This is a genomic window from Anaeromyxobacter sp. Fw109-5, from assembly GCF_000017505.1.
Lineage (GTDB): Bacteria > Myxococcota > Myxococcia > Myxococcales > Anaeromyxobacteraceae > Anaeromyxobacter.
Genome location: NC_009675.1, coordinates 779,788 through 804,645 on the forward strand (window position 1 = coordinate 779,788; position 24,858 = coordinate 804,645).

At 74.4% G+C, this 24,858-nt stretch carries 21 protein-coding genes; 14 read left to right on the plus strand and 7 right to left on the minus strand.

Translation table 11 applies throughout. The annotated features are described in order from the left end of the window. The 9 genes from ANAE109_RS23215 to ANAE109_RS03585 all read left to right on the plus strand — a co-directional run bounded on the left by ANAE109_RS23215 (position 1) and on the right by ANAE109_RS03585 (position 14,784). Entirely contained in the window at positions 1-621 is a 621-nt protein-coding gene (locus ANAE109_RS23215) for a hypothetical protein (RefSeq protein ID WP_011985010.1), read from the plus strand. A gap of 117 nt (positions 622-738) precedes the next feature. Then, complete coding sequence (locus ANAE109_RS03550) at positions 739-1,101, plus strand: hypothetical protein (RefSeq protein WP_011985011.1); 363 nt, start codon at positions 739-741, stop codon at positions 1,099-1,101. 95 nt (positions 1,102-1,196) lie between these two features. After that, complete coding sequence (efp, locus tag ANAE109_RS03555; RefSeq protein WP_011985012.1) at positions 1,197-1,769, plus strand: elongation factor P; 573 nt, start codon at positions 1,197-1,199, stop codon at positions 1,767-1,769. Between the two features lie 36 nt (positions 1,770-1,805). After that, complete coding sequence (accB, locus tag ANAE109_RS03560; RefSeq protein WP_011985013.1) at positions 1,806-2,369, plus strand: acetyl-CoA carboxylase biotin carboxyl carrier protein; 564 nt, start codon at positions 1,806-1,808, stop codon at positions 2,367-2,369. Between the two features lie 18 nt (positions 2,370-2,387). After that, complete coding sequence (gene accC / locus ANAE109_RS03565) at positions 2,388-3,767, plus strand: acetyl-CoA carboxylase biotin carboxylase subunit (RefSeq protein ID WP_011985014.1); 1,380 nt, start codon at positions 2,388-2,390, stop codon at positions 3,765-3,767. A 209-nt stretch (positions 3,768-3,976) separates the two neighbouring features. Next, positions 3,977-6,658, plus strand: coding sequence for a tetratricopeptide repeat protein (locus ANAE109_RS03570; RefSeq protein ID WP_011985015.1), 2,682 nt, complete (start codon positions 3,977-3,979; stop codon positions 6,656-6,658). A 12-nt stretch (positions 6,659-6,670) separates the two neighbouring features. Beyond that, positions 6,671-7,567 (plus strand): ExeA family protein, encoded by an 897-nt coding sequence (locus ANAE109_RS03575; protein WP_011985016.1) that lies wholly within the window; start codon positions 6,671-6,673, stop codon positions 7,565-7,567. A gap of 48 nt (positions 7,568-7,615) precedes the next feature. Next, positions 7,616-11,548: a translocation/assembly module TamB gene (locus ANAE109_RS03580; RefSeq protein ID WP_011985017.1), complete on the plus strand. Its 3,933-nt coding sequence runs from the start codon at positions 7,616-7,618 to the stop codon at positions 11,546-11,548. Next, positions 11,533-14,784 carry a POTRA domain-containing protein gene (locus tag ANAE109_RS03585; protein WP_011985018.1) on the plus strand — a complete coding sequence of 1,084 codons (3,252 nt, stop codon included), beginning with the start codon at positions 11,533-11,535 and terminating at the stop codon, positions 14,782-14,784. Before ANAE109_RS03580 ends, ANAE109_RS03585 begins: the two co-directional genes overlap by 16 nt. A gap of 203 nt (positions 14,785-14,987) precedes the next feature. On the opposite strand, the gene ANAE109_RS03590 is transcribed toward ANAE109_RS03585, so the two are convergent. The 7 genes from ANAE109_RS03590 to tolQ are packed head-to-tail and all read right to left on the minus strand — an operon-like array spanning position 14,988 to position 20,526. After that, a complete protein-coding gene (locus tag ANAE109_RS03590; RefSeq protein WP_011985019.1) occupies positions 14,988-15,641 on the minus strand; it encodes an MtnX-like HAD-IB family phosphatase in 654 nt (217 codons plus the stop codon). Between the two features lie 14 nt (positions 15,642-15,655). Continuing rightward, positions 15,656-16,318: a class I SAM-dependent methyltransferase gene (locus ANAE109_RS03595; RefSeq protein WP_011985020.1), complete on the minus strand. Its 663-nt coding sequence runs from the start codon at positions 16,316-16,318 to the stop codon at positions 15,656-15,658. Then, positions 16,315-17,238 carry a Ppx/GppA phosphatase family protein gene (locus ANAE109_RS03600; protein WP_011985021.1) on the minus strand — a complete coding sequence of 308 codons (924 nt, stop codon included), beginning with the start codon at positions 17,236-17,238 and terminating at the stop codon, positions 16,315-16,317. Before ANAE109_RS03600 ends, ANAE109_RS03595 begins: the two co-directional genes overlap by 4 nt. Positions 17,239-17,245: 7 nt before the next feature. Next, entirely contained in the window at positions 17,246-18,547 is a 1,302-nt protein-coding gene (locus ANAE109_RS03605) for a PD40 domain-containing protein (RefSeq protein ID WP_041448797.1), read from the minus strand. Positions 18,548-18,555: 8 nt separating this feature from the next. Beyond that, positions 18,556-19,317: an energy transducer TonB gene (locus tag ANAE109_RS03610; RefSeq protein ID WP_011985023.1), complete on the minus strand. Its 762-nt coding sequence runs from the start codon at positions 19,315-19,317 to the stop codon at positions 18,556-18,558. Then, positions 19,318-19,776 carry a protein TolR gene (gene tolR / locus ANAE109_RS03615; RefSeq protein ID WP_011985024.1) on the minus strand — a complete coding sequence of 153 codons (459 nt, stop codon included), beginning with the start codon at positions 19,774-19,776 and terminating at the stop codon, positions 19,318-19,320. It lies immediately after the preceding gene. 12 nt (positions 19,777-19,788) lie between these two features. Then, complete coding sequence (gene tolQ / locus ANAE109_RS03620; RefSeq protein ID WP_011985025.1) at positions 19,789-20,526, minus strand: protein TolQ; 738 nt, start codon at positions 20,524-20,526, stop codon at positions 19,789-19,791. Between the two features lie 269 nt (positions 20,527-20,795). Between tolQ and ANAE109_RS03625 the strand changes: the two genes are divergently transcribed. From ANAE109_RS03625 to ANAE109_RS03645, 5 genes are all read left to right on the plus strand, one after another. Continuing rightward, entirely contained in the window at positions 20,796-21,575 is a 780-nt protein-coding gene (locus ANAE109_RS03625) for a hypothetical protein (RefSeq protein WP_041448103.1), read from the plus strand. Between the two features lie 87 nt (positions 21,576-21,662). Next, positions 21,663-22,442, plus strand: a complete 780-nt coding sequence (gene murI, locus ANAE109_RS03630; protein ID WP_011985027.1) for a glutamate racemase — start codon at positions 21,663-21,665, stop codon at positions 22,440-22,442. 280 nt (positions 22,443-22,722) lie between these two features. Next, positions 22,723-23,271 carry a hypothetical protein gene (locus ANAE109_RS03635; RefSeq protein WP_011985028.1) on the plus strand — a complete coding sequence of 183 codons (549 nt, stop codon included), beginning with the start codon at positions 22,723-22,725 and terminating at the stop codon, positions 23,269-23,271. Between the two features lie 16 nt (positions 23,272-23,287). Next, positions 23,288-23,971, plus strand: a complete 684-nt coding sequence (gene ftsE / locus ANAE109_RS03640) for a cell division ATP-binding protein FtsE (protein ID WP_011985029.1) — start codon at positions 23,288-23,290, stop codon at positions 23,969-23,971. A 2-nt stretch (positions 23,972-23,973) separates the two neighbouring features. Further along, positions 23,974-24,858, plus strand: a complete 885-nt coding sequence (locus tag ANAE109_RS03645) for an ABC transporter permease (RefSeq protein ID WP_011985030.1) — start codon at positions 23,974-23,976, stop codon at positions 24,856-24,858.

Sequence of the window (24,858 nt, forward strand, 5' to 3'; positions counted from 1 at the left end):
ATGAAGACGAGACTCGCGACCCTCGCCCTCGCCAGCGTCGCGCTCGCCTGCGCGGACAACGGCGCCTCCCTCCAGCCGTTCGCGATCTGCTCCCCGCCGGACAGCGCGACCGAGTGCGTCTTCGACGACGCCTGCGAGACGGTGCACATGGGGCCGCTCATGATGGACCCGGGGCTCGCGTCCATGTCCGTCTTCCTCCAGGTCAACAACCAGCTGCCGAACAACGAGGACCTGTCGGCCGGCCGCCTCAACACCAACGACGCCTACGTGACGGAGTACGAGGTCGAGTGGGAAGGCCCCGCGACGATCGGGGACGTCGTGGGCCAGACGCAGGCCATGGTCCCTGCGGGTGGCAGCACCATCGTCGGGCTCCTCCTGCAGCGCCCGGCGGCCGCCGGACAGGTCGTGGCGAAGCTGCGGCTGAAGGGGCATTACGCGGACCAGTCGGAGTTCGAGACCGCCGCCTACGAGACGCCGCTCATCGTCGGAGCCGTCCCGCCGCCGGTGTGCCCCACGGGCGAGTTGCTGAAGGGCACCTGCGGCGGGAGCGTCGGGCAGGTTCCGCTCGGCTTCGAGTGCGAGGCGCCGGACACCACGACGACCACCCCCACGACGCCTTGACGCGCCGCGTTCCGGCCGAACGCTTGACGTTGCACGCGCGGGCGGGCTAAGTACGAGCCCGCTCCGCGCGTCCGTGCTCGTAATGACGGAGGTTTTTGGCCGGCGGAGCCACCGCACATGAGCTTCCGCGCCCATCTCGAGCAGGTCTGCCGGAGCGTCGACGGAGCCGTCGCGTGCTCGCTCATGGGCATGGACGGGATCGAGATCGACACGCACCTCACCGGCGAGGGCGACGTCGCGGACGTGCGCTCGCTCCTCGTCGAGTACTCGGGCGTCCTGCGCAGCGCGCGCGAGGCGGCCGAGGCGCACGAGGCGGGCGGCGTGGCCGAGGTGGCGATCGCGACCGACAAGCTGCTCGCCGTGGCCCGGCAGGTCTCGCCGGAGTACTTCATGGTGGTCGCGCTGACGCCCGGGGGGAACCTCGGGAAGGCGCGCTACCTGCTCCGCGTCACCGCGCCGAAGCTCGAGGAAGAGCTCTAGGGACGGGCGGCCGACCGTCGGGACAGGCAGCCGCCGCTGCCGCAGCGCGGCGGGCGGATCACTCTCACCCAGACCTTCGAAGGAGCGACACAGCAATGGCAGAGACGCTCGACACCTCGGCGTTCCGCCGCGGCCTCAAGATCGAGATCGATCGGGAGCCGTGGGAGATCATCGAGTTCCAGCACGTGAAGCCGGGGAAGGGCTCGGCGTTCGTGCGGACGCGCATCAAGAACCTCATCACCGGGCGCACGATCGAGAAGACGTTCAAGTCCGGCGACGTGGTGGGCAAGCCCGACATCGACGAGAAGGAGATGCAGTTCCTCTATCGCGAGGGCGACCACTTCAACTTCATGGACAACAAGACCTACGACCAGACGTTCCTCACCGAGGAGCAGATGGGCGAGGCCAGGAACTTCATCAAGGACAACACCACCACGCACATCCTGTTCTTCAACGGGAAGGCGATCGGCGTCACGCTGCCGAACGCGATGGACCTCAAGGTGGTGAAGTGCGACCCGGGCATCCGCGGCGACACGGTGTCCGGCGCCACGAAGCCCGCGACCCTCGAGACCGGCTACGTCGTGAACGTGCCGCTCTTCATCAACGAGGGCGAGATCCTCCGCATCGACACCCGCACCGGCGAGTACCTGACCCGCGTCGCCGGCTAGCCCGCCGCACCTCCCCGCAACGAAGGAGATCCCCCGATGGCGACCCGCCCGCTGAAGCAGCAGCCCCACGTAGCGCAGGAGCCCGCCCGCACCTCCGACACCGCCGCGGGGCAGGGCTTCTCGATGGAGGACGTGAAGAAGCTCGTGGCGCTCGTCGAGAAGAGCGACGTCACGCACATCGCGTGGCAGCGCGGGGTCGAGAAGGTCGTCATCCGCCGCGGCGCCGTCGCCGCGCCGGCGCCGGCCGCGGCTCACCCCGCGCCGGCCCTCCACGCCGCCCCGGTGGCCGCCCCCGTCCCGGCCCCGGCCGCCGCCTTGGCGCCTGCGGGCGCGAAGCCGGAGGCGAAGAGCGACAAGCCGGGCACCATCGTGAGCTCGCCCTTCGTCGGCACGTTCTACCGCGCGCCCTCCCCCGACTCCCCGCCGTTCGTGGAGGTCGGCCAGAAGGTCAAGAAGGGCCAGACGCTCTGCATCGTCGAGGCGATGAAGCTCATGAACGAGATCGAGTCGGAGGTCGACGGGACCGTCGCCGAGATCTTCGTCCAGAACGCCACGCCGGTGGAGTTCGGCGAGCAGCTGTTCCGCGTCGTCCCGGGCTAACCCCCGCCGGAGCCCCGAATGTTCAAGAAGGTCCTCGTCGCGAACCGGGGCGAGATCGCCCTCCGGGTGATCCGCGCCTGCCGTGAGCTCGGCGTCTCCACCGTCGCGGTCCACTCGACCGCGGACGCCGAGTCGCTCCACGTCCGCTTCGCCGACGAGGCCATCTGCATCGGGCCGCCCCAGTCCCGGGACAGCTACCTCAACGTCCGCGCGCTCCTCTCGGCCGCCGACGTCACCGGCGCCGACGCCATCCACCCAGGGTACGGGTTCCTCTCCGAGAACGCCGAGTTCGCGGAGATGGTCACCACGATGAACCTCAAGTTCATCGGGCCGCGCCCGGAGATGATCCGGCTCATGGGGAACAAGGTCGCCGCGCGCGAGGCGGCCGAGAAGGCGGGCCTGCCGCTCCTGCCCGGCGCCCGCGGCAAGCTCAGGGACGCGGAGGAGGCCGAGCGGATCGCGGAGGAGGTCGGCTACCCGGTCATCCTCAAGGCGGCGGCGGGCGGCGGCGGGCGCGGCATGAAGATCTGCCGCGAGCGCGGCCAGATCCGCCAGCTCTTCGAGACCGCCAGCAACGAGGCGCTGTCGGCCTTCGGCGACGGCTCGATGTACCTCGAGCGCTACGTCGAGATGCCGCGCCACATCGAGCTGCAGATCGTGGCCGACGAGCACGGCCGGGTGATCCACCTGGGCGAGCGCGAGTGCTCGGTGCAGCGGCGCCACCAGAAGCTGATCGAGGAGTCGCCTTCACCCGCCGTCACTCCCGAGCTCCGGCGCGAGATGGGCGAGGTGGCGCTCTCGGCCATGAGGAACATCGGCTACAACAACGTGGGGACCATCGAGTTCCTCATGGACGAGAAGGGCCGCTACTACTTCATGGAGATGAACACGCGCATCCAGGTGGAGCACCCGGTGACCGAGCAGGTCTACGGGCTCGACCTCCTGCGCGAGCAGATCCGGCTCGCCGCGGGCGAGCCGCTCGAGCGCACGCAGGAGTCGGTCTTCCCGCGGGGCCACGCCATCGAGTTCCGCGTGAACGCGGAGGACCCCGTCACCTTCGCGCCGTCGCCCGGCAAGATCACCGGCTACCACCAGCCCGGCGGCTACGGGGTGCGCGTCGACACCATGGCGTACGAGCAGTACAAGGTGCAGCCCTACTACGACTCGCTCGTGGCGAAGCTGGTCATCACCGGCGCGAACCGCGAGGTGGCGATGCAGCGCGCCGCGCGGGCGCTGCACGAGTACGTCATCGAGGGCATCAAGACCAACATCGCCTTCCACAAGCGGGTCCTGGCGCACCCGGGCTTCGCCGGCGGTCAGTACGACACGCGCATCGTCGATCAGATCCTGAACCCGCCGGCGCCTCCCGAGATGCCGAAGGCGGCCGCGGGCGGCTAGCCGAGAGCGGCGCCGTGCGCGCCCGCGCGGGCGCGCCGGGGCTGCGCAGATTCCCGAATTCCTATGTGGGTTCGCGGGGGTGGCTCCTTGACCGCCCCCCGGCCTTCCATTACGCTCGACGCCGCCCCTGGGCCCTTCGACGCCGGCGCTGGTGCGCCGCCGCGCACTCGTCCGAGGGCCCCCCCAGCGCAGCGAGATGCCTCGGCCCGATGGCTGTCGACAAGAACAAGATCATCGCCGAGGCGACGAAGCTCGTTCAGAAGGGGGCGTACGACAAGGCGATCAAGGCCTACGAGAAGATCCTGGCGGAGGACGCCAAGGACGTCCGCATCCTCCTCAAGATCGGCGAGCTTCACCAGAAGAAAGGCGACGACAAGGCCGCCGCGGCCGCCTTCCAGAAGGTCGCCGAGACCTACGCCGAGCAGGGCTTCTTCCTCAAGTCCGTCGCCGTCTACAAGCAGATCGTGAAGCTCGACCCGGACGACGTCCGGGCCAACGAGCGGCTCGCGGCCCTGTACCAGCAGCTGGGCCTGATGAGCGACGCCATGGCGCAGCTCCAGACCGTGGCGGCCGCGCACGAGAAGGCCGGCGACCTGGGCCGGCTCACCGAGATCCTCCGGCGCATGGTGGACCTCGACCCGGAGAACATCGCCTCCTCGATCAAGCTCGGCGAGATGCAGGCGCGGGCCGGCCACCCGGCGTCGGCGCTCGAGTGCTTCCGCCGCGCGGCCGACTACCTGAAGCGGAACGGCCGCGCCGACGAGTACCTCAGGGTCGCGGAGCGGATCGCGGTGCTCACGCCGGACGATCACGCGCTCACCCGCGAGCTCGCCCACGTCTACCTGGGGAAGGGCGACACGAAGCGGGCGCTCGCGAAGCTCCAGCTCTGCTTCAAGGTCGACCCGAAGGACGTCGAGACGCTGCAGCTCCTCGCGCAGGCGTTCCGCGACCTCGGCCAGACCGCGAAGACGCTCTCCGTCTGGAAGGAGCTCGCGCGCCTCCACGAGGAGCGGGGCCGCGCCGGCGACGCGCGCGCCGCGTGGCGCAAGGTCCAGGAGCTCGCGCCCGACGACGCGGACGCCGCGGCGGCGCTCGGCGCGGGGTGGGCGCGCTCGCCGGCCCCCGCCCACCCGCCGCCGCCCGCGCACCCGGCGGCGACGCCGCTCGCGTTCGGTCCGGCCTTCGACCCGCCGCCGGTCCCCGGCCGCGTGCCGCAAGGCCCTCCCCCGGGAGCGCGCGTCTCGCCGGCCGTCGTGGCGCCGCCGCCCGCCCCGGCGGGCGTGGCGCCCCCGCCCGCGGGAGGCCCGGCCGGCATCCCGAAGCTCCTCACCGAGACCGACGTCTACGTGAAGTACGGGCTGCACGACAAGGCGCTCGATCACCTGCGCAAGGTGCTCGCGATCGATCCCGACTGCCCGGAGGCGTATGAGCGCATCCGCGACGTCCACGACGCCGCGGGGCGTGCCTCCGACGCCGCCGCGGCGGGCGTCCGCGCGGCGCGCTCGCTCCTCGCGCGCGGCCAGGAGGAGCGTGCCCGCGAGGCGGTGACCCGTCTCGGCCAGCTCTCGCCCGGGCACCCCGAGCTCGCGAGCCTCGCCGCGGCGGCGGGCGGAGGCGCCGACGAGGTGGAGCTGGTGCCCCTCGAGGCCGAGGAGCTCGTCGAGGCGGATCCGGTCGAGGACGACGCGCTCGCGCTGGCCGCCGCCGGCCACGAGGGCGACGACGTCGTCGAGGACGAGCCGGTGGGGCCCGCGCCGGCGCGCGAGGAGCACGCCGGCGTCGAGATCGAGGTCGCCGAGAGCGAGCTGGACGCGGCGGGCGACGCGCTCGCCGAGGCCGCGGCGCTCGCCTCCGCGGCCTCGGAGGAGATCGTCGAGGAGGAGCCTCCGCGGGCCCGCGCCCCCGCACCGGCCGCGTCGGCCCCGCGCCGGGACGGCGCGTCGAGGTCGCCCGCCGGGAGGCCCGCGCCGGCGCAGGCGGCGGCCCCGGCGTGGACTCCCGCGCCCGTCGCGCCGCCGCCGCCCCCGGCGGCCAGGCCTCCCGCTCGCGCCGCCGGCGGGGACGTGCCGGACCTCTCCGACGAGCTCGAGGAGACCGAGTTCTTCCTCCAGCAGGGCCTGCTCGACGACGCGCGCGACGCGCTGCACGCCCTCCTCGCCGCGCACCCGCGCCACCCCGTGCTCGAGGCGCGCCTCGCAGAGGTCGAGCGGCGTGCCGGCCGAGCTGCGCCGGCGGCGGCGCCTTCCGGCGCGCGCGAGACGCGCCCGCTCGAGGTCTCGGGACCGGACGAGAGCTTCGACATCGCGCGCGAGCTCGCGGACGAGCTCGCCGGCGAGGCGCCCCCCACCGTCGACGACGAGTTCCAGTACTCGGTCGAGGACGTCTTCGCGCAGTTCAAGAAGGGCGTCGAGCAGACGGTCCGCCCCGAGGACAGCGCGACGCACTACGACCTCGGCATCGCCTACAAGGAGATGGCGCTCCTCGACGACGCGATCCAGGAGTTCGAGGTCGCGCTGCGCGGCGCGGACAAGCGGCGCGCCATCGACTGCCTCTCGATGGTCGGCCTCTGCCGCATGGCGAAGGGGGAGCCTCGCGAGGCGATCCGCGCCTTCCGCCGCGCGCTCGCGTCCGAGGCGCTGACCAAGGAAGCGGCGAAGGCGATCCAGTACGAGCTCGGCGCGGCCCACGAGGCGGTCGGGGAGGCGGAGGTCGGGCTCTGGTTCCTGCAGCGCGTGGCGAAGCTCGATCCGGCGTTCCGCGAGGTCGGCGCCCGCATCGGCGCGCTCGGGGGCGGACCGGGCCGGCCGCCGGCGGACGCGAGCCGCGGCGCGCGGCCGGCGCAGGCCCCGCGGCCGCCCGCCGGCGTGAAGAAGAACATCGGGTACCTGTAGCAAGGACGCTGCGTGAACTACCTCGAGTACTACGAGCTGTCGCAGGAGCCGTTCTCGAACGCGCCCGTCTCGCGCTTCTACTACTCGTCGGCCCAGCACGCCCAGGCGCTGCTCCGGCTCACGCACGCGGTCTCCGGGATGAAGGGGCTGGCGGTCCTGGTCGGCGACATCGGCGCCGGCAAGACGACGCTCGCGCGCCGCATGCTGGACGCGCTCCCGGAGGAGGAGTACGAGGCGGCGCTCCTCGTCATCATCCACTCCGGCATCACCGCGAGCTGGCTCCTGAAGCGCATCGCGCTGCAGCTCGGGGTGGAGAGCCCGGCGGACGAGAAGCTGGCGCTCCTCTCCCAGCTCTACCAGCGGCTCGTCCGGATCTACGAGCAGGGCAAGAAGGCCGTGGTCCTCATCGACGAGGCCCAGATGCTCGCCACGCGCGAGATCATGGAGGAGTTCCGCGGCCTGCTGAACCTCGAGGTCCCGGAGCGGAAGCTCCTCTCGTTCGTGTTCTTCGGCCTGCCGGAGATCGAGCAGAACCTGAAGCTCGACCCGCCCCTCGCCCAGCGGGTCGCCCTCAAGTACCGGCTCGAGCCCCTCTCCGCGGAGGCCACCGGGGCGTACGTCCGACATCGGCTCCGGCTGGCGGGGGCGCCGCGCGTCCCGTTCACTCCGGGCGCGGTCGCGCGCATCCACGCCTACACGCGCGGCACGCCGCGACTCATCAACACCTTGTGCGACAACGCGCTCTTCGAGGGCTTCGTCGCGCGGGCCCGGGAGCTCGACGAGGGGTTCGTCGATCGCGTGGCGCGCGATCTCGGTATCGACCTCCCGGCCTCGGACGCCCGCCCGCCGGAGCCCCCGGCGCGGCTCGACCTCGCCGAGATCGATCGCTACCTCGAGTCGCTGAAGTAGCCGCCGCCCGCTTGGCCGCGCGCGCACGCCGGTGGAGAATCCAGGCAGGTGAAGAAGCGCACCGTCGCCCTGGCGTTCCTCGCGCTGATCGTGGCCCTCGTGGGCGGCACGATCGCGGCCCTGCGCACGCGCTGGGCGGCGGAGCTCACCTGCGAGCTCGCGGTCGGGCGCGTCGAGCGCGCGACGGGGCTCGAGCTCGCGGTCGCCGCCTGCCGGATCCGCCCGCTCGCGCTGGAGCTGGAGGCGGAGGGGGTGCGGCTCGGGCCGGCCGAGGCGCCGCTCTTCACGGCCGACGCGCTCTCCGCGCGGCTCGCGCCCATCCAGGCGCTCGGCCGCCAGCTCCACCTCCGCGAGCTGCGCCTCGTCCGGCCCCGGCTGGTGATCCCTCCCCGCCAGGCGACGCCCGGCGGCGCGGGCGGGCCCGCCTGTCCGCCGGCGCTCCTGTCGCGCTTCGAGGTACGCCACCTGGACGTCGAGGCGGGCTCCCTGGACGTGGCGTTCGGGGCGGGCCGCCGCGTCGTCGTCGACCGGCTCGACGTGCGCTCCAGGCCGCCCGCGCGATCGCTCCGCTCCCTGGGGACGCCGCTCCGGCGCGCGCGCGTCGAGCTCGCCGCCGGGCCGGTCCGGCTCTCGGAGCCGGGACGGGCCCTCGCCGTGTCGGCGCTCTCCGCGGACGTCGAGGTCGCGCTGGATCTCTCGAGCGCCGTGCTGCACGGCGCCGAGGCCGCGCTCGGGGGCGTGCGCGTCGCGGCGCGCGGGGAGGTGCGCGACCTCTGCGATCCCACGCTGGACCTCGCCGCGACCGCGCACGGCCGGGTCGCGGACGCGCTCGCGCTCGCGGGGATCACGGCGGACGCGGAGGGCAGCGCCGAGGTGGTCGTGCAGCTGCGCGGCGCCGCGCGGGCGCCGCAGGCGACCGCCACGGCGGCGTGGTCCGGCGTTCGGATCGGGGCTCAGCGCGCCGGCGACGGTCAGGCGAGCCTCCGGCTCGCGCCGGGCGAGCTCGTCGTCGAGCGGCTGGAGGTCCCGCTCGACGAGGGGAGGGCGGTGGCGCGCGGCACCGTAGGGCTGGTGCGCGGAGCGCCCGTCGTGGCGGAGGTGGAGCTCCACGGCGCGGAGCTCGCGGAGGTGCTGGACCGCCTCGGCGTGCGCGACCCATGGGTGAGCCTCAAGCTCGACGGCCGCGCCGCCGTCTCCGGCACGCTCTGGCCGCCGGCGCTCGCGGGGGAGCTCGCGACGGAGCTGCGCGAGCTGCGGGCGCTCACCCGTCCGTATCGCGAGGCGAAGGGCGATCCCGGGGTCGTCGCGTTCGGGCGGGGCCGGCTCGAGTCGGCCGTCCGCGTCGACCGCGAGGGGCTCTTCTTCGACGGCGGGCGGCTTTCGGTGGGCCGCGGGACGCTCGCGGCCGACGCCGCCGTCCACTTCTCGGAGGCGGGCGGCTTCTCGGTGCAGGCGCGCGGCGAGGCGGACCTGGACGCCCTCGGCCGTGTCGCCGAGATCCCGTGGTCCGGCCTCGCACGCGTCGAGGCGACCATCGCCGCCGCGCCCTACGGCAACCCGCACGTCGCCGGCCGGGCGCGCGTGGACCGCTTCCGGTTCCTCGACGTCGACCTGGGGAACGTCAGCTCGGACTTCCGCTACGACGACTTCCTGCTCCGCCTCTCCCGCGCCGAGGGTCTCCGCAACGTGTCCCGCTGGCGGGGCGAGGGGATCGTGGATCTCGAGCGCACCCCGGCGCACGTCGTCTCCTCGCGCTTCGAGGCGAAGGGTCGGATCCGGGACCTGCTCGACGCCGTCCGCGACTGGCTCCCCCGCACGCGCTGGATGCGCGACGTCGTCGACGGCGACGTCGAGGTGTCGGGCACCGCCAACGGGCCCGCCGACGCGGTGGACGCCGAGTTCGAGGCGCGGCTCGGGGCGGGGACGATCTACGGCCGGCGGTACGACTCGGGCCGCGCGGAGGGGCGCATCCACCGTGGCGTCGAGACGCGGCTCGACCGCGCGGAGGTGCGCCGCGGCACCGGCGTGGTCCGCGCGAGCGGGACCTGGAGCGCGCTGCCGCCGTTCCCGTGGGACGTCGGCGTCACCTTCTCCGGCGTGCCGCTCGAGGCGCTCGAGCTCTCCAGCGGACAGTGGGCGGGCACCGTCGCCGGCACGGCGAAGCTCGACGGCTCCGTCGACCACCCCCGCGTGCGCTTCGCCGCGAGCGGCGACGCGGTGCACGCCGCCGGCGTCGGGGTCGGCACCGTGCAGGTCGGCGGCACGCTCGACGGCGAGCGGCTCGTCGTGACGGGCGGGGCGGACGGCGTCTCGTTCGAGGGGGAGGCCACGCTGGCCGGGCGCATGCCGTTCCGCGCCCGCGCCCGGCTGGCGATGCACGACGTGTCCCGGCTCCTGCCCGAGGGCGCGCCAGCGGGCCTCCGCGCGCGGGTCGCGGGGGAGGGGAGCGCGGAGGGCGAGCTCGCGGACCTCTCGCACGCCCGCGCGCGCGTGCGACTCGACGAGGTGCAGGTCGGGTACGCCGACTTCCGGGTGCAGTCGGCCCAGCCCGCGGTGCTGGAGCTGGATCGGGGACGTGTCGAGGTGCAGGGGCTCGTGCTGCGCGGCGCGAACACCGAGCTCGCCCTCTCGGGCGCGCGCGCCGCGTCCGGGCAGCTCGACGTGTCGGCGCGCGGGAACCTCGACCTGCGCCTGCTCGGCGGGCTCGCGCCGACGCTGCGCCGCCCGGCGGGGCGGCTCACCCTCGAGGCGCACGTCGGCGGCACCGCCGAGGAGCCGGTCCTCGTCGGGGCTGGGCGCCTGGCGGACGCCGGGTTCGAGCTGCGCGACGTGACGCTCGCCCTGACCGGGCTGCGGGGGGACCTCGCCTTCTCGCAGAACCGCGTGCTGTTCGAGGGGCTGGAGGGGGCGGTGAACGGCGGGCGCGCCCGGCTCGAGGGGGAGGTGGAGCTCGCCTCGTTCCGCCCGTCGCGCCTGCGGGTGGAGGCGAAGCTGGACGAGATCCCGGTGGCGATCCCCGCCTACCTGCCCGCCACGCTCTCGGGCCGCCTCGAGGCGGTGGGCACCCCGCAGGCGACGACCGTCACCGGTCGCGTCCACGTCGTGCGCGCCCGCTACACCGCCGACGTGGACCTCGAGCGCAGCCTGCTGGAGGTGCGGCGGCGGGCGGTGGCGCCGCCCCGCGCCTACGACCACGCGGGGGAGTGGCTCCGCTTCGACGTCCAGCTCGCGGTGGACGGCGACGTGCGCATCGAGAACGATCTCGTCCGCGGGCCGCTCTCGGGCGAGCTGACCCTCACGGGCTCGCTCGCGGCGCCCGGCCTCGTCGGGACGCTCGCGATGGCGGAGGGGAGCCGCGCGATCTTCCGCGGGAACGAGTTCCAGCTCACGCACGCGGTCCTGGAGCTCACCGATCGCAACCGGATCGCGCTCGCGCTCGACTTCCACGGCGAGTCGCAGGTGCGGGACTACCAGGTCTACATGCACGTGTTCGGGCCCTTGAGCGACCCGCAGATCACGCTCACCAGCGCGCCGGCGCTCGCGCAGCCCGACATCATCACGCTGCTCTCGCTCGGGTTCACGCGCCGCGACGCCGCGGCGGGGGCGGGCGTGGGCGGGGTGGCCACCGCCGCCGCCGCGCAGGCGCTCTTCTCGGCCTCTGGCCTGGACGAGCAGGTGAAGCGCTTCCTCCCCCGCGGCGGCGTGGTGCGCGATCTCTCCGTCCGCATCACGAGCGCCTACTCGGAGGGGAGCGGCCAGGTGGAGCCGCGCGCCGAGTTCGAGTCCTGGTTCCTGCGCGACAGGCTGCGCCTCCGCTACCAGGCGCCGCTCGCCGGCGCGCGGGGCCAGAAGGCCCAGGCCGAGCTCCGGCTCGGTAACCATACGGCGGTGCAGTACCAGTGGGACAACGACAACCCCGACGTGGCCACCGGCGATCACGGCGTGGACCTGAAGCTGCGGTGGGAATGGACGGACGACTGATGCTGCGGCGCACGATCCCGGGCCTGCGTCCCTCGGCTCCGGCTGTGCTGCGCACGTCCTACGCTCGGGATGAGCGGGCGACGTCCTGGCTCCCTGCGCCTGCGGCCCTGGACTCGAGCCTGCCCGGGCTTGGTCGAGGGACGGTCTCCTGCGCCTCGCGCCCGCTCGCGCGCCGCTCCGTCCGCGCGCGGTGGCTCGCCGCCCTGCTCGCCGCGCTCCTCGCCTGCGCCGCCCTCCCCGCGGCCGCGCAGGAGCCCCCGCCGCGCGTCGTCGGCGTCGAGCTGCGCGTCCCCGAACGCGAGGATCGCGTCGCGCTCGCCGCCCTCGTGGACGTGGCGCCGGGAGAGACGCTCTCCCGCCGCGCGCTCCGCCGCACCGTGCAGCGGCTCTACCAGACCGGGCGGTTCCGCAACGTCGTGGTCCGCGCCGCGCCCGCCGCCCCGCCGCCCGGCCAGTCCGGTGCGTGGGTCTCGCTCGTCGTCGAGGCGCTCCCCGTCCGCCTGCTGGCGACCCTCGAGCTCCGCCTGGAGGGCGCGCCGGTGCTCGACGCCGACCAGGTGCGCGCCGCCGCGCGGCTCCCGACCGGCGAGCCGTTCGACGATCCGGACCTGGAGGCCGCCGCCGCGCGGGTCGCGGCCGTGCTCGCGCGCCGCGGCTACCGGGAGGCGGTCGTGGAGGCGCGCGAGGTGCGCGACGGCGCCGTCGAGCTCCGCGTCGTGCCGGGCGAGCCGGTGCGCATCCGCTCGGTGCGCCTCGCGGGCTCCGGCGAGGCGCCGCGGCTCACCGCCGCCCTCCGCTCGCGCGCAGGCGCGCCGCTCGACGAGGACGTCCTCGCCGCGGACGTGCGCGCGGCCCGCGCCGCGCTGCACGCGAGCGGGTATCGCCGCGCGCGGGTGGGCGCGCCGGAGATCCGGCTCGAGGGGCGGCTCGCGGACGTGGAGCTGCCCGTCGACGCGGGCCCGCGCCTCGCGTTCCTCTTCCGCGGCAACGGGCGGATCGCGGCCGCGGTGTTGACGCGGCAGCTGGGGTTCGAGGACGGCCAGCCCGTCGACGCGCCGGCCATCGCCGCCGCCGCGGAGCGCATCCGCGCCTTCTACCGCGCCCGCGGGTTCGCGACGGCGCGGGTGGAGGTGGAGGAGGTGCGGCGCGGCCGCGTCGCGGCGGTGGTCTTCCACGTCGAGGAGGGGCGCCGCTACCGCCTGGAAGAGGTGCGGCTGGAGGGAGTGGAGCAGCGAGACGCGACGACCCTGCGCGCGCAGCTCGCCGCGATCCTCGACGAGGAGGGCGGGAGACGTGACGACGGGGCGATGGACCGCGCGCGCGCGCTGATCGTCTCGATCCCCGGCGTGCGGCCGCCCCCCGCGCCCCCGGCGGCGCTCCCGCCCAGCGAGGTGTGGGACGAGGCCGCCTGGGCGCGCGCCGCGGAGCGGATCGTGGACGACTACCGCGCGGCGGGCTGGCTCGAGGCGGTGTACCTCGGCGCCTCCGTGTCGCTCGACGCCCGGCGGCGCGCCGCGGACGTGACGGTCCGCTTCCGGGAGGGTCCCCGCACGCACGTGGAGGCGATCTCGTTCGAGGGGAACCGCGTGCTCTCGCTCGCCGAGCTCGCACGCGAGTCGCGGCTCGCGCCGGGCGATCCCCTCGTCTTCGAGCGCATCGAGGAGACCCGCTCGGCGATCCTGCGCCGCTACCTCGCGCGCGGCCACCTCTACGCTCGCGTCGACGCGCGCGAGCAGATCGAGCCCGGGCTCCACACGGTGGCGATCCGGTTCGTCGTGGACGAGGGGCCGCAGGTGCGGATCGGGCGCGTCCAGCTGTCGGGCAACCGCCGGACCCGCGAGGAGGTCGTGCGGGGGGCGCTCGCGTTCGCCGAGGGCGACCTGTACGACCCGGACGCGATCGCGAAGAGCCAGGCGGCCCTCCTGCGCCTGGGCGTCTTCCGCTCGGTGTCGATCCGCGTCCAGGAGCCGGAGGCGCCGCACGAGACGAAGGACCTCGCGGTGGAGCTCACCGAGCGGCCGTGGGCCACGCTCGCGCAGGGCGTCGGCTTCTCGATCGCCGACGGTCCGCGCGCGTTCGTCGAGTACGGCGAGCCGAACATCCTCGGCCGGGCGCTCGAGCTGGGCGCGCGCGCGAAGGTGAATTACCCCGTCGAGACCCCGTGGGTGGACCGCCCGGACCTCGCGGACAAGCCTCCGGCGGACCGGGTGGAGGGGAGGGCGGAGGTCGGGCTGCGCACGCCGAACCTGGGCTTCCTGCCGTTCCCGGCGAGCGGCCGCGCCAACGTCATCGGCGAGATCCTCCACCGCAAGGCGTACGCGCTGCGGCGCGCCTCGGCGATCGCCGGCGTGGACGTCGGGCTCACCTCGCGTCTCTCCACCTCGCTGCAGTACGAGCTCGAGGTGGATCGCATCGACCGCACCGACGCGGTGGGCTTCCTCACGCAGGCGGACCTCGAGCGGCTCCGCTTCGACGAGGGCATCACCACCCTGCACGCGCTCCGCCCGTCGATCTCGATCGACTACCGCGACAACTCCGCTCACCCCCACTCCGGCTGGTTCGCCACCGGCGCGCTCGAGTACGCCCGCTCGCTCGGGGTCGAGCGTCCGGGGCCCGACGGGCGGCCGCTGCTCGGGCTGCTCCCGGCGAGCGGCATCCACACGAACATGCTCAAGCTGTCCGCGGCGGGATCGGGGTACCTGCCCATCGGCCGGGGGAGCGTGGTCGCGCTGTCGCTGCGCGGCGGCCGGGTGTTCCCGCTCGACCCTCGCTCGCAGACCATCATCCCTCGCCGCTTCTTCCTCGGCGGCGCCTCGTCGATGCGCGGCTACGGCGAGGAGGAGATGATCCCGGAGGACGTCCGCGACCACCTCGCCTCGGAGGCGCGGCACTGCGCGTCGAGCCCCACGCAGGTGGGCTGCACGGAGCGCGGGGCGCGCATCGCGGACGGCGAGCGCCCGGTCTCGGAGGGAGGGGAGGCGTTCCTGCTCGCCAAGGCCGAGCTGCGCGTCCCCGTCCGCCGGACCCTCGAGGCCGGGCTGTTCGTGGATCTCGGCAACCTCTGGCTCGACCCCCTCCGCTACCGGCTCGTGGACCTCCGCGCGAACGCCGGCGTGGGCCTGCGCTTCGTCACGCCCATCGGCCCCGCCGCGCTCGACCTCGGCTTCAACCTGAACCCGGACGGCGACGTGAACGAGCGGGTGTTCGCGCCGCACTTCACTATCGGGTTGTTCTGATCTCACGGGGACTGCGTCCCCGCCCCAGCGGCAGAGCCGCTGGGGCCCGGCTTCTTGCCGGGGGACGCACACGACGCGTCCCCCGGACCCCCGGCTCGCTCCGGCGCAGCCTCATCCGGCTGCGCCTGCGCTCGCGTTCGTGCTGGGCAGCAAGCCGTCGCGCGGGGGCCTCCCCCAAGGGCGCGCTGCGGACGCGGGAGTCCCTACCGCGGAAACCGCGCCATCACCTCGTCGAAGGTCTCGAACACGTCGTGGCGGATCCGGCGCTCGGCGCAGTAGCGCACGAGGCTCGAGCCGGCGCGGGCGAAGACGTGATCGGCGGCGTCGGCGGCGTGGCGGTCCCCCGTCCCGTCGCCGCAGAGGACCACCTTGTTTCCCGCGCGCTGCAGCTCCCGGACGACCTCGCCCTTGCAGAACCCGCAGAAGCCGCAGTCGGCGCCGTGGAAGCGCACCGAGAGGCCCGAGGGCGAGAGCTCGGCGCGGTTCGCGCGGACCTCCACGTGAGCGCGCAGCGCGGCCGGCAGGCGCTCGAGGACGGGCTCGATGTAGGCGTCGAGCCCGGAGGAGACGACGAGGAACGGGCGGCCGCTCTCGCGGCAGGCCTCGACGAACGCCTCGAACCCCGGTCGCAGCACCGCGTGCTCGCGGGCGAAGGCGGCGATCTCGTCGCGCGCCGCCGTGATGGGCGCGAACACCTTCGCGAGGAGCACGCTGAACGGGAACTCGCCCCGCTGGTAGAGGTCCGCCGCGGCGCGGTAGTTGGCCTCCCCCGCGAACCGGTAGGCGACGAGGTCGCCGAGGTCCTCGGTGAGGGCGGTGCCGTCGAAGTCGCAGACGATGGCCCAGGGCGCACGCATCGGGGCCGACGGTTCTACTCCGGCCGGACGGCGATTGCCATCACCCCGTACCCGGAGAGCACCGGCCACGCGCGCGCCTCGACGAACCCGGCGTGGGCGAGGAGCGCGGGGAGGCTCGCCTCGTCGTAGCGCCGGTGGAGGCGCGACATGCTGCGCCAGAGGGCCATCGCGACGCCGTTGCGGGGGCCGGCCCGCAGCGCGTCGCGGAGCCGGGCGCGGCCGGCGCGCGGCTCGAGGAACGCGACCCGCCCGCCGGGCCGCACCGCGCGCCGCACCTCCCGGAGCGACGCCGCGGCGTCGTCGAGGAGGTACAGGAAGCTGTGGCCGGTGGCCGCGTCGAACGCGCCCTCGCGGACCGGCAGCGCCAGCACGTCCGCCCGCAGGAGCGGCAGGGCGACCCGCTCCGCCCGCGCGCGCCCCGCCGCGCGGCGGAGCATGGCGGCGGAGAGGTCGAGCCCCACGTGCCGGCGGCTGGGATCGGCCCGCGCCATCTCCAGGGCGCTCGTGCCCGGGCCGACGCCGAGGTCGAGGACGCGCGGGCCTCCGACCAGCTCCGCCATGTCGCGGCAGTCGCGCCGCCAGGCCTCCTGATCGGTGAGGAGCTCGTAGATCGCCGCGGCTCGCCCGAACGCCAGCGCCGCGTAGGCGCGGCCCGCCTGGGCGCGGAGGCGGCTCATCGCTGCGGGACGCGATCGTGGAGGAGGCCCCAGCGCACGCCGCGATCCGAGACGATCAGCCGATCGAACCCCGCCGTCCGCAGCGCCTCCACGACCACGATCGCGCCGGCGAGGATCACGTCCGCGCGCTTCGGCTCCATCCCGGGGAGGGCCGCCCGCTCGCGCACGGTGAGCGCGGCGAGGCGCGCCACGAGGGCGTCGGCGCTGGCCAGCGTCAGGGTGGCTCCGTGCACCCGCTCCGCGTCGTACGCAGGCAGCGCCTGCTCGACCGCCGCGAGGGTGGTCACCGTCCCGGCCACGCCGACGAGCCGCGCCTGCCCGGGGGGCGGGGCCATCGTCGCGATGGGCTGGAGCGCCTCGCGCGCCGCGCGCCGTAGCGCCCCCACCTCGGCGGCCGTCGTGGGGTCGCCGCGGACGTGGCGCTCGGTGAGCCGCACCGCCCCGACCTGCAGGCTGGTGCGCGCCCGCGGCGCCGGCCCGTCGCCCACGGTGAACTCGGTCGAGCCGCCCCCGACGTCGAGCACCGCGAGCGGGCCCGCGCCGCCGAAGTCGCGCCACGCGCTCGCGTAGACGAGGCGGGCCTCCTCGTCGCCGGAGATCACCTCCGGCGCGAGCCCCGCCGCGCGCCGCGCGGCCTCGAAGAACTCCGCCCCGTTGCCCGCGTCGCGCGCCGCGCTCGTCGCCACGCAGGCGACGATCTCGGCGCCCAGCGCGCGGGCCTCGCCGGCGTAGGCGGCGAGCACGGCGACGGTGTCCCGGATCCCTCCGGGATCGAGGCGTCCGGTCGCGTCGACGCCGCGGCCGAGCCGGGTGATCTCGGCCCGCTCCACGAGCGGCGCGAGCGAGGCGCCGCGCCGCTCCGCGACGGTGAGGAGGACGGTGTTCGTCCCGACGTCGATCGCGGCGAAGCGCTCGGCCACGGGCGCGCTACTCCACCAGCGGACCCCAGGCGGGCGCCGACAGCTCGCCGCCGCCGCCCCCGGTGACCACGGTCTGCTTCTCGCCGCGGGCGTCGGACACGACCACCTGGAAGCTGGCGCCGGCGCGGTCGGTCTTGAGCGCCATGAGCCGCCCGTTGGGCGCCCAGGTCGGCTCCTCGTTGGTGCGCCCCTGGTCCTGCGTGACGCGCTGGATCTTGCCGTTCTCGGGGGAGACGACGAACACGTCGAAGACCTTGCGCTCGTCGCGCGCGGTGAAGGCGATCGCGTCGCCGCGCGGGCTCCAGGCCGGGGTCTGGTTGTAGTTGCCCTGGAAGGTGAGGCGGCGCGGGCTCGAGCCGTCCGCGCCCATCAGGTAGATCTGCGGCGTACCGCTCCGGTCGGAGACGAAGGCGAGCCGCGTGCCGTCCGGCGACCAGCTGGGGGAGAGGTCGAGGGCGGGCTCGCGCGTCAGCCGCTTCGCGCCGGTCCCGTCCGCGTTCATCACCCAGACGTCGCTGTTCGCGCGGTCGGTGATGGTGAAGGCGACGCGGGTGCCGTCCGGCGAGTAGACCCCGCCGTACGCGTTCGGGATGGCGGCGAGCCGGCGGAAGCCCCGGTCGGCGAGGGTGTAGAGCCAGAGCTCCGGGCGGCCGGAGCGGTAGCTCGTGAGGAGCACCGCGCGGCCGTCGGGCCGCCAGCACGGCGCGAGCAGGATGGTGCGCTCGGACAGGAGGACGCGCGGGTTCTTCCCGTCCACGTCGAACATCACGAGCTCCCAGTGGCCGCGCAGCTTCCGGATGGCCACGAGCTTCGTCGAGAAGATGCCCGGCTCGCGCGTGTAGTAGCGGACGATCTCGTCGGAGATCCGGTGCCCCAGCGCGCGCGGATCGGACGCCGCGGCGCGGAGCCGCTTCACGAGCACCTCCCGCCCGGCGCGGACCTCGTAGAGGTGCAACTCGGCCTCGAGCTCGTCGCCGGCCTGCCTCATGCGCGCCTTGACGAGCCCCTCGGCGCCCACGTCCGACCAGCGCGCGAAGCGGATGGTCGGCGCGGCCCAGCCCTCGGACGGATCGGCGAGGAAGCCGCGCGGGTCGAGCACGTCGAACAGTCCGGACAGGCTGAGGTCGCCGCGGACCACCTCCGTCACCCCGGCGGCGCGGGCGTCGCCGCCCTCGCCCTGGAACTGCGCCACGGCGATGGGCAGCGGCTGGAAGCTCGGCGAGCCGATGGTGAGGGTCGGGCGCTCCTGGGCGAGCGCGGGCAGCGCGGCCGCGAGGGCGGCGAGGGCGAAGGTGCGGGCGAGGATCATGGGCGCGATCATCCGATCGTGAAGTTTACCGTCAGGCCGCGGCGGCGGTAGTCCTCTCGCGCGCCGTCCGGCGGGGGCGGGACGCGGGTCTTGCGCAGCGTGCGCTCCAGGGCGGCGTCGAAGGCGGAGTTGCCCGAGGGCGTCTCGAACTGCCACCGGGTGATGCGCCCGTCGGGCTCGATGTACACGACGACCGTCGCCTTGAGGTACATCCGCTCGCGGTCGGAGATCGTCGCGGGGACGTCGTAGTTCGCCTGGATCTCCCGGTTGACGAGCGCGAGGTACCGGTCGCCCTCGGAGCCCTCCTCGGAGTCTCCGAGCGGATCGCCGTCCGGATCCCCGTACTGCGGGTCCGCGGCCGCCGCCGTCGCCCGGACCTTCGAGAGCACCGACGCGAGGCTGTTGCTGGTGGCCTTGCCGGGGTTCGGGCTCTTGGCCGTGGGCGTCGCCGGCTTCGGGTCGACCTTCGCGATCGCGGCGATCGGCGCCGCGGGGGCGGCCGGCGCCGGAGCCGCGACGGGCGCCGGGGCCGCCTCCGCCGGCGCGGGGGGCGGCGGCGCCTCCTTGCGCGGGAGGTACTCCGGCGGCTTCTTCGGGCCGAGGCGGACCAGCTTCGCGACGATCGGCTTCTGGTTCAGGTCGATGGCGGGCGCCGGCACTCGGACGACCACCCACACGATGAGCGCCGCGTGCGCGGCCGCGGAGAAGGTCACCGCCGGCCAGAGCCGGTCCTTCCGGCGGAGCGCGGTGATGACCGGGATCGCCGCCATCTACCGCCGGCCCTCCTGGCTCTTGTCTCGCACCTTGTCCGCGGCAGGGTTCGTGATCATGCCGACGTTCACGATCCCCGCCCGCTGCACGGTCGCCATCACGTCGACCACGAAGCCGTAGGGCAGCGCCTTGTCCGCCATGAGGTACAGCTCACGGTCCTTCATCGCGCGCGTGTTCGCGCGGAGCTTGTCCTCGAGCGCGTCGTAAGGCACCCGCGCGGCGTCCTCGCTCGTGCCGAGGTAGAGCGACTTGTCCGACTTGATCGAGAGGACGAGCTTCTGCTCCTCCGCGTCGACCGCCTTCGCGCGCGCCTCGGGCAGGCTCACCTCGACGCCCTGCTGGATGAGCGGCGCGGTGACCATGAAGATGATGAGGAGCACGAGCATCACGTCCACGAGCGGCGTGACGTTGATCTCGGTGAGGGTCTGGCGGCCGGAGCCGCCGCTCGAACCTGCCACGGGCGATGGCTCCTAGCTGAAGAAGTGACGCCGGACGATGTTGAGGAAGTCGTTCGAGAAGTTCGTCATCTCGCTGTCGAGGACGCGGATCTTCGACACGAAGTAGTTGTAGGCCACGACCGCCGGGATGGCCGCGAAGAGCCCCACCGCGGTCGCGATGAGCGCCTCGGAGATGGGCTTCGCCACGGTGGCGAGGTTCGCGTTGCCCGCCTGGTAGATGTCGTGGAAGGCGCGCATGATGCCCCACACCGTGCCGAACAGTCCCACGAACGGCGCCGCGCTCGCGGTGGTGCCGAGGAACGGGACCTGCGCCTCGAGGTGCGTCACCTCGGACGCGGCGGCGCGCTTGAGCGCGCGCTCGACGTTCTCGATCCCGCCGAGCTCGTCGCTCATGCTGCCCTCGCCGCCCTCCTTCTTCTGGGCGGTGACCTTGGACAGCTCGACGTAGCCGGCGCGGAACACCTGGCTGATGGGGGAGGCGGACAGGGACTCGGCCGCCTGGTAGATGGCGTCGAGCCGCTTCGACTGCCAGAAGGTCTCGAGGAACTTCACCGACTCGTCCTGGGCGCGCCGGATCTGGAGCCACTTCTTCACGATGATGGCCCAGGACACGGCGGAGGCGCCGAGGAGGAGCAGGAGCACGCCGATCCCGATGGGACCGGAGTTCTTCGCGATCTCGAAGTAGTCGAGGCCATCGCCGCCGGCGGCGGCGAGCGGGAGGGGCAGCGGCAGGGGCGTCAGGAGGTTCATCATGAGCACCGATAGATGGTTCGCTTGTGTAGCACGGGCGAGCCCCGCACGAAGGAAACGCCCGAGCGGGCTTTTTCTGCCCCGATCGTGCGCCTACATGTCGGCACCTTGGGGTGTGAGAGCCTGTCACGCCGTCGCCAGCCGGCAACCCGACGGAGGGGGGCGACTGCATGAATTCGCGGCCTCGCGCGTCTGCACGGCGTGGCACATCGGTTGCTCGTTCCCTCGCTCGACTGCCGCGAGCCCGCTGACACCGCTCGGAGGATGACATGAGACGCCTCGCCCTGACCCTCGCCACCGCCGTCCTCGCCTCCGGCTGCATCATCGGGGACGACGACGACGACCACCTGCCGCCGCCCTCGGGCGCCGGGTCCGTGATCGTCTACTGGGAGTTCCTCCGGAACGCGCCGGCCCAGCCGCAGGGGGCCGTGCTCTACGACGCGGACCTCGTGGGGCCCGGGACGGGGCCGTGCGCGCAGTCGGCCGTCGAGGTGGTGACGATCGACGTCGGCGGGGCGCCGCAGTTCGTGGTCGACTGCGTCTACCAGGGCGTGCAGGGCGCGACGCTCGACCTGCTGCCCACGGGGCCGCAGGCGGCGCGGATCCGCGGCTGGCGCGGCGACTTCGCCGTGTACGACAGCAGGGTGACGCTGGACGTCTTCCAGGACCAGGTGACGGAGCAGCCGCTGGTCGACGTGGAGGGGGTGCCGGCGCCGATCGACCTGTTCGGCGATCTCGCGGCGGGCGCCACGTTCTACGCCTCGTGCGCGCAGGCCGACGTCCCGAACATCTCCTTCGAGCTGTGGGACTCCTACGGCACCTTGATCGACGACGGGGTCGCGGGCTGCTCCGACCCGCTGCCGGCGCCGGTCTTCGCAGGCGACCTCGATCTCGACAACTACACCGTCCGCATGCAGGGGACGGCGACGCAGGGCCCGAACTCAGGACGCGTCGTCTTCGACTCGTGCGACCAGGTGTTCGACCACTTCATCGCGCAGATCGGGACGGGGGGGATCGCCGTGACGCTGCAGACGCCGCCGGGGTGTTAGTAGCGCGGCGAGGCCATCGCGCAGGCGCGGCGCCGGCCCGGGCGGCCGGCGCTTCGCATTTCTCCCGGAACGAGTAGACTCCGCGCCGTGTCACGCATCGGCATCTTCGACTCCGGGGTCGGCGGCCTCACCGTGCAGCGCGCGATCCTCGAGGCCCTCCCCTCGGTCGACACCGTCTACCTCGGCGACACCGCCCGCGTGCCCTACGGCACGAAGTCGGCCGACACCGTCACGCAGTACTCGCTCCGCAACGCCCGGCTGCTCGCGCGCCACGAGATAGACCTGCTCGTCGTGGCCTGCAACACCGCCTCGGCGGTGGCGCTCCCGGCGCTGCGGGCGGAGCTCGCCGTCCCGGTGCTCGGCGTGGTCGAGCCGGGCGCGCGGGCGGCGGCGCGCGCCTCGCGGGGCGGGCGCATCGGCGTCATCGGCACGCAGGGCACCGTCTCGAGCGGCGCGTACCAGTCGGCCCTCCGCGCGGCCCGCCCCGACGCCGAGGTCGTCGCCCGCGCCTGCCCGCTCTTCGTCCCCCTCGCGGAGGAGGGCTGGACGGACCCCGGCGACCCCGTGGTGCGCGGCGCCGTGGCGCGCTACCTCGCGCCGCTGCGCGAGGCGCGGATCGACACGCTCGTCCTGGGCTGCACGCACTATCCGCTGCTGCGCGAGGCGATCGCCCGCGAGCTGCCGGAGGTGGTGCTCGTGGACAGCGCCGAGGCGATCGCCGCCGAGGTGCGGGCCCGCATGGGCGAGGAGCGCGGGCGGGAGGGCTCCCACGCGTTCCTCGTCACCGACGCGCCCGAGAAGTTCCTCGCCGTCGCGGGCCGGTTCCTGGGCCGCGCGGTGACGTCGGCCGAGCACGTGGACGTTTGAACGGGGGCTGCGCCCCCGCCCCAGCAGCGGGAGCCGCTCGGGCCCGCACTCGGCGGTCGTCAGCGGCCGGTCACCCCGAGCGTAGCGTCCGCGCGAGCGGACGCGGCGTCGAGGGGTCGCGCCCGCTCCGCGGGACCGTTCCCCGCTTCCAACAGCCCGCTCACCCCGAGCGTAGCGACGCGCAGCGGTCGCGAAGCCGAGGGGCACCCTTCCCGCGGTGGCCCCGCGAGGCCGTCACCGATTTGATGGCGCCAGCGCGGGGCGGTAGTCTCGGAGCCCGATGGCCGGCGACGCGAAGAAGATGGCGGTGGGCTTCAACCACAACATCAAGCACAAGGGGAAGCCGTACCACATCCAGACCGAGGACTCCGGCCTGGACAACCCGCACATCATCACGCACCTGTTCGTCGGCGGGAACATCCTCGCGTCGAAGAAGACCTCCTACGCGGACATCGTCGGCGCGGAGAACCTGGCCCAGGTCGTCCGCGAGCTCATGGAGGAGCAGCACAAGGAGATGCTGCGCAACCTCGTGAACGGCGTGTACGACGACATCGACGCCGCCTACAGCGCGCAAGCCCAGGCGTACCAGCCCGGCCAGCTCCGCGCGGAGCGCGCGCCCGACGTCCGCCTCCAGGCCGGCGTCGCGATCCCTCGCCCGCCGGCGGCGCACCAGCTGCCGCCCGAGGTGGTCGCCGCGCGGGGCGCCCCCGCCCCGCCGCTGCGGGGCGACGGGGCCGAGACGCTCTTCGGGGAGGACCTCGTCAGCGAGAAGAGCCTCGACGAGGTGATCCTCTCGTACCTCGCCGACGACCTCGGCGACCGCAAGTGAGCCCTCACCCCCCCGCGTGATCCAGCTCTTCCACGTCACGAAGGAGTACCCGGGCGACGGCCCGGCGCTCCAGGACGTGTCGCTCACGGTCGACAAGGGCGAGTTCGTCTTCCTCACCGGCGCGTCCGGCGCCGGGAAGTCCACCCTGCTGAAGCTCGTCTTCTGCGAGGAGGCGGCGACCTCCGGGCAGCTCCTCCTCTTCGGGAAGAACGTCGCCAAGATCTCCCAGGCGGCCATCCCCTTCGTGCGGCGCAACATCGGCGTCGTGTTCCAGGACTTCAAGCTGCTGGCGAACCGCACCGTCGCGGAGAACGTGGCGCTGCCGCTCGACGTGCGAGGCCTCCCGCAGAAGGAGATCCGGCGGCGGGTGCGCGGGCTCCTGCGCTCGGTCGGGCTCGAGCACCGCGCGGACAAGTTCCCGCCCTCGCTGTCCGGCGGAGAGCAGCAGCGCGTCGCGGTCGCGCGCGCGCTCGCCCCCGATCCGGCGCTCCTCCTCGCCGACGAGCCCACCGGCAACCTCGATCCCGAGCGCACGCTCGAGGTCATGGACCTGCTCCACGGCGCCAGCGCGCGCGGCACGACGGTGGTGGTCGCCACCCACGACCGCTCGCTGCTCGAGCGCTACAAGCGGCGGGTCGTGGTCCTCGACGCCGGGCGGCTCGTCTCGGACGGCGACTCCGTCCGGCGCGCGGTCTCCTGACCATGTCGCTCCGCCCTCTCCGCGCCGCGCGCCGCGCGCTCGAGTCGATGGCCCGCGGCCCCTACGTCGCCCTCGTCGGCGCGGCGACGGTGTTCGTCGCGGTGTTCGCGACCGGTCTCTTCGCGGGCGCGCTCGGCGGCGCCGAGCGGCTCCTCGCGGCGTGGGCCGGCGAGGTGCGCCTGTCGGTGTACCTCGCGCCCGGCGCGGACCTCGAGCGCGCCCGCGCCGCCGCCGTCGCGCTCGCGCCGGGGCGGCGCGTCGAGGCGGTGCCTTCGGAGGTGGCGCTGTCGCGCCTCGCGGAGTCGCTGGGCGCGGAGGCGCACCTGCTCGACGGCGTCGGGCCGGGCGCGCTGCCGGACGCGGTCGAGATCGAGGCGCCCGGGATCTCGCTCCTGGACGCCCGGGAGCTCGCGGCGCGGCTGCGCGCGGTCCCGGGGGCCGACGACGTGGACTACGGCACCGCCTGGCTGGAGGGGCTGGAGCGCTTCGTGACGCGCGCGCGCGCGGCGGGCTTCGTGCTGTTCGGCGCGCTGGCGCTGGCCACCGCGATCCTCGTCTCGAACACGCTGCGGCTGGCGGTCTTCGCGCGCCGCGAGGAGATCGAGATCATGAAGCTCGTGGGCGCGACCGACGCGTTCGTCGCGGCGCCGTTCCTGCTCGAGGGGCTCCTGCAAGGGCTCCTCGGGGCGGGCGCGGCGGTGCTCGCGCTCGTCGGCGTGTACGGGCTCGTGGTGCCGCGCCTCGCCGCGGCGGTGTCGGCCGCCGGCGGGCTCACGCTCGCCGACACGCTGCCGCCGGCGCTCCTGCTGGCGCTCCTCGGCGGCGGCGCGGGCATCGGGCTCCTCGCGAGCGCGCTCTCCGTCGCCCGGGCGCTGCGCCGGACCTGA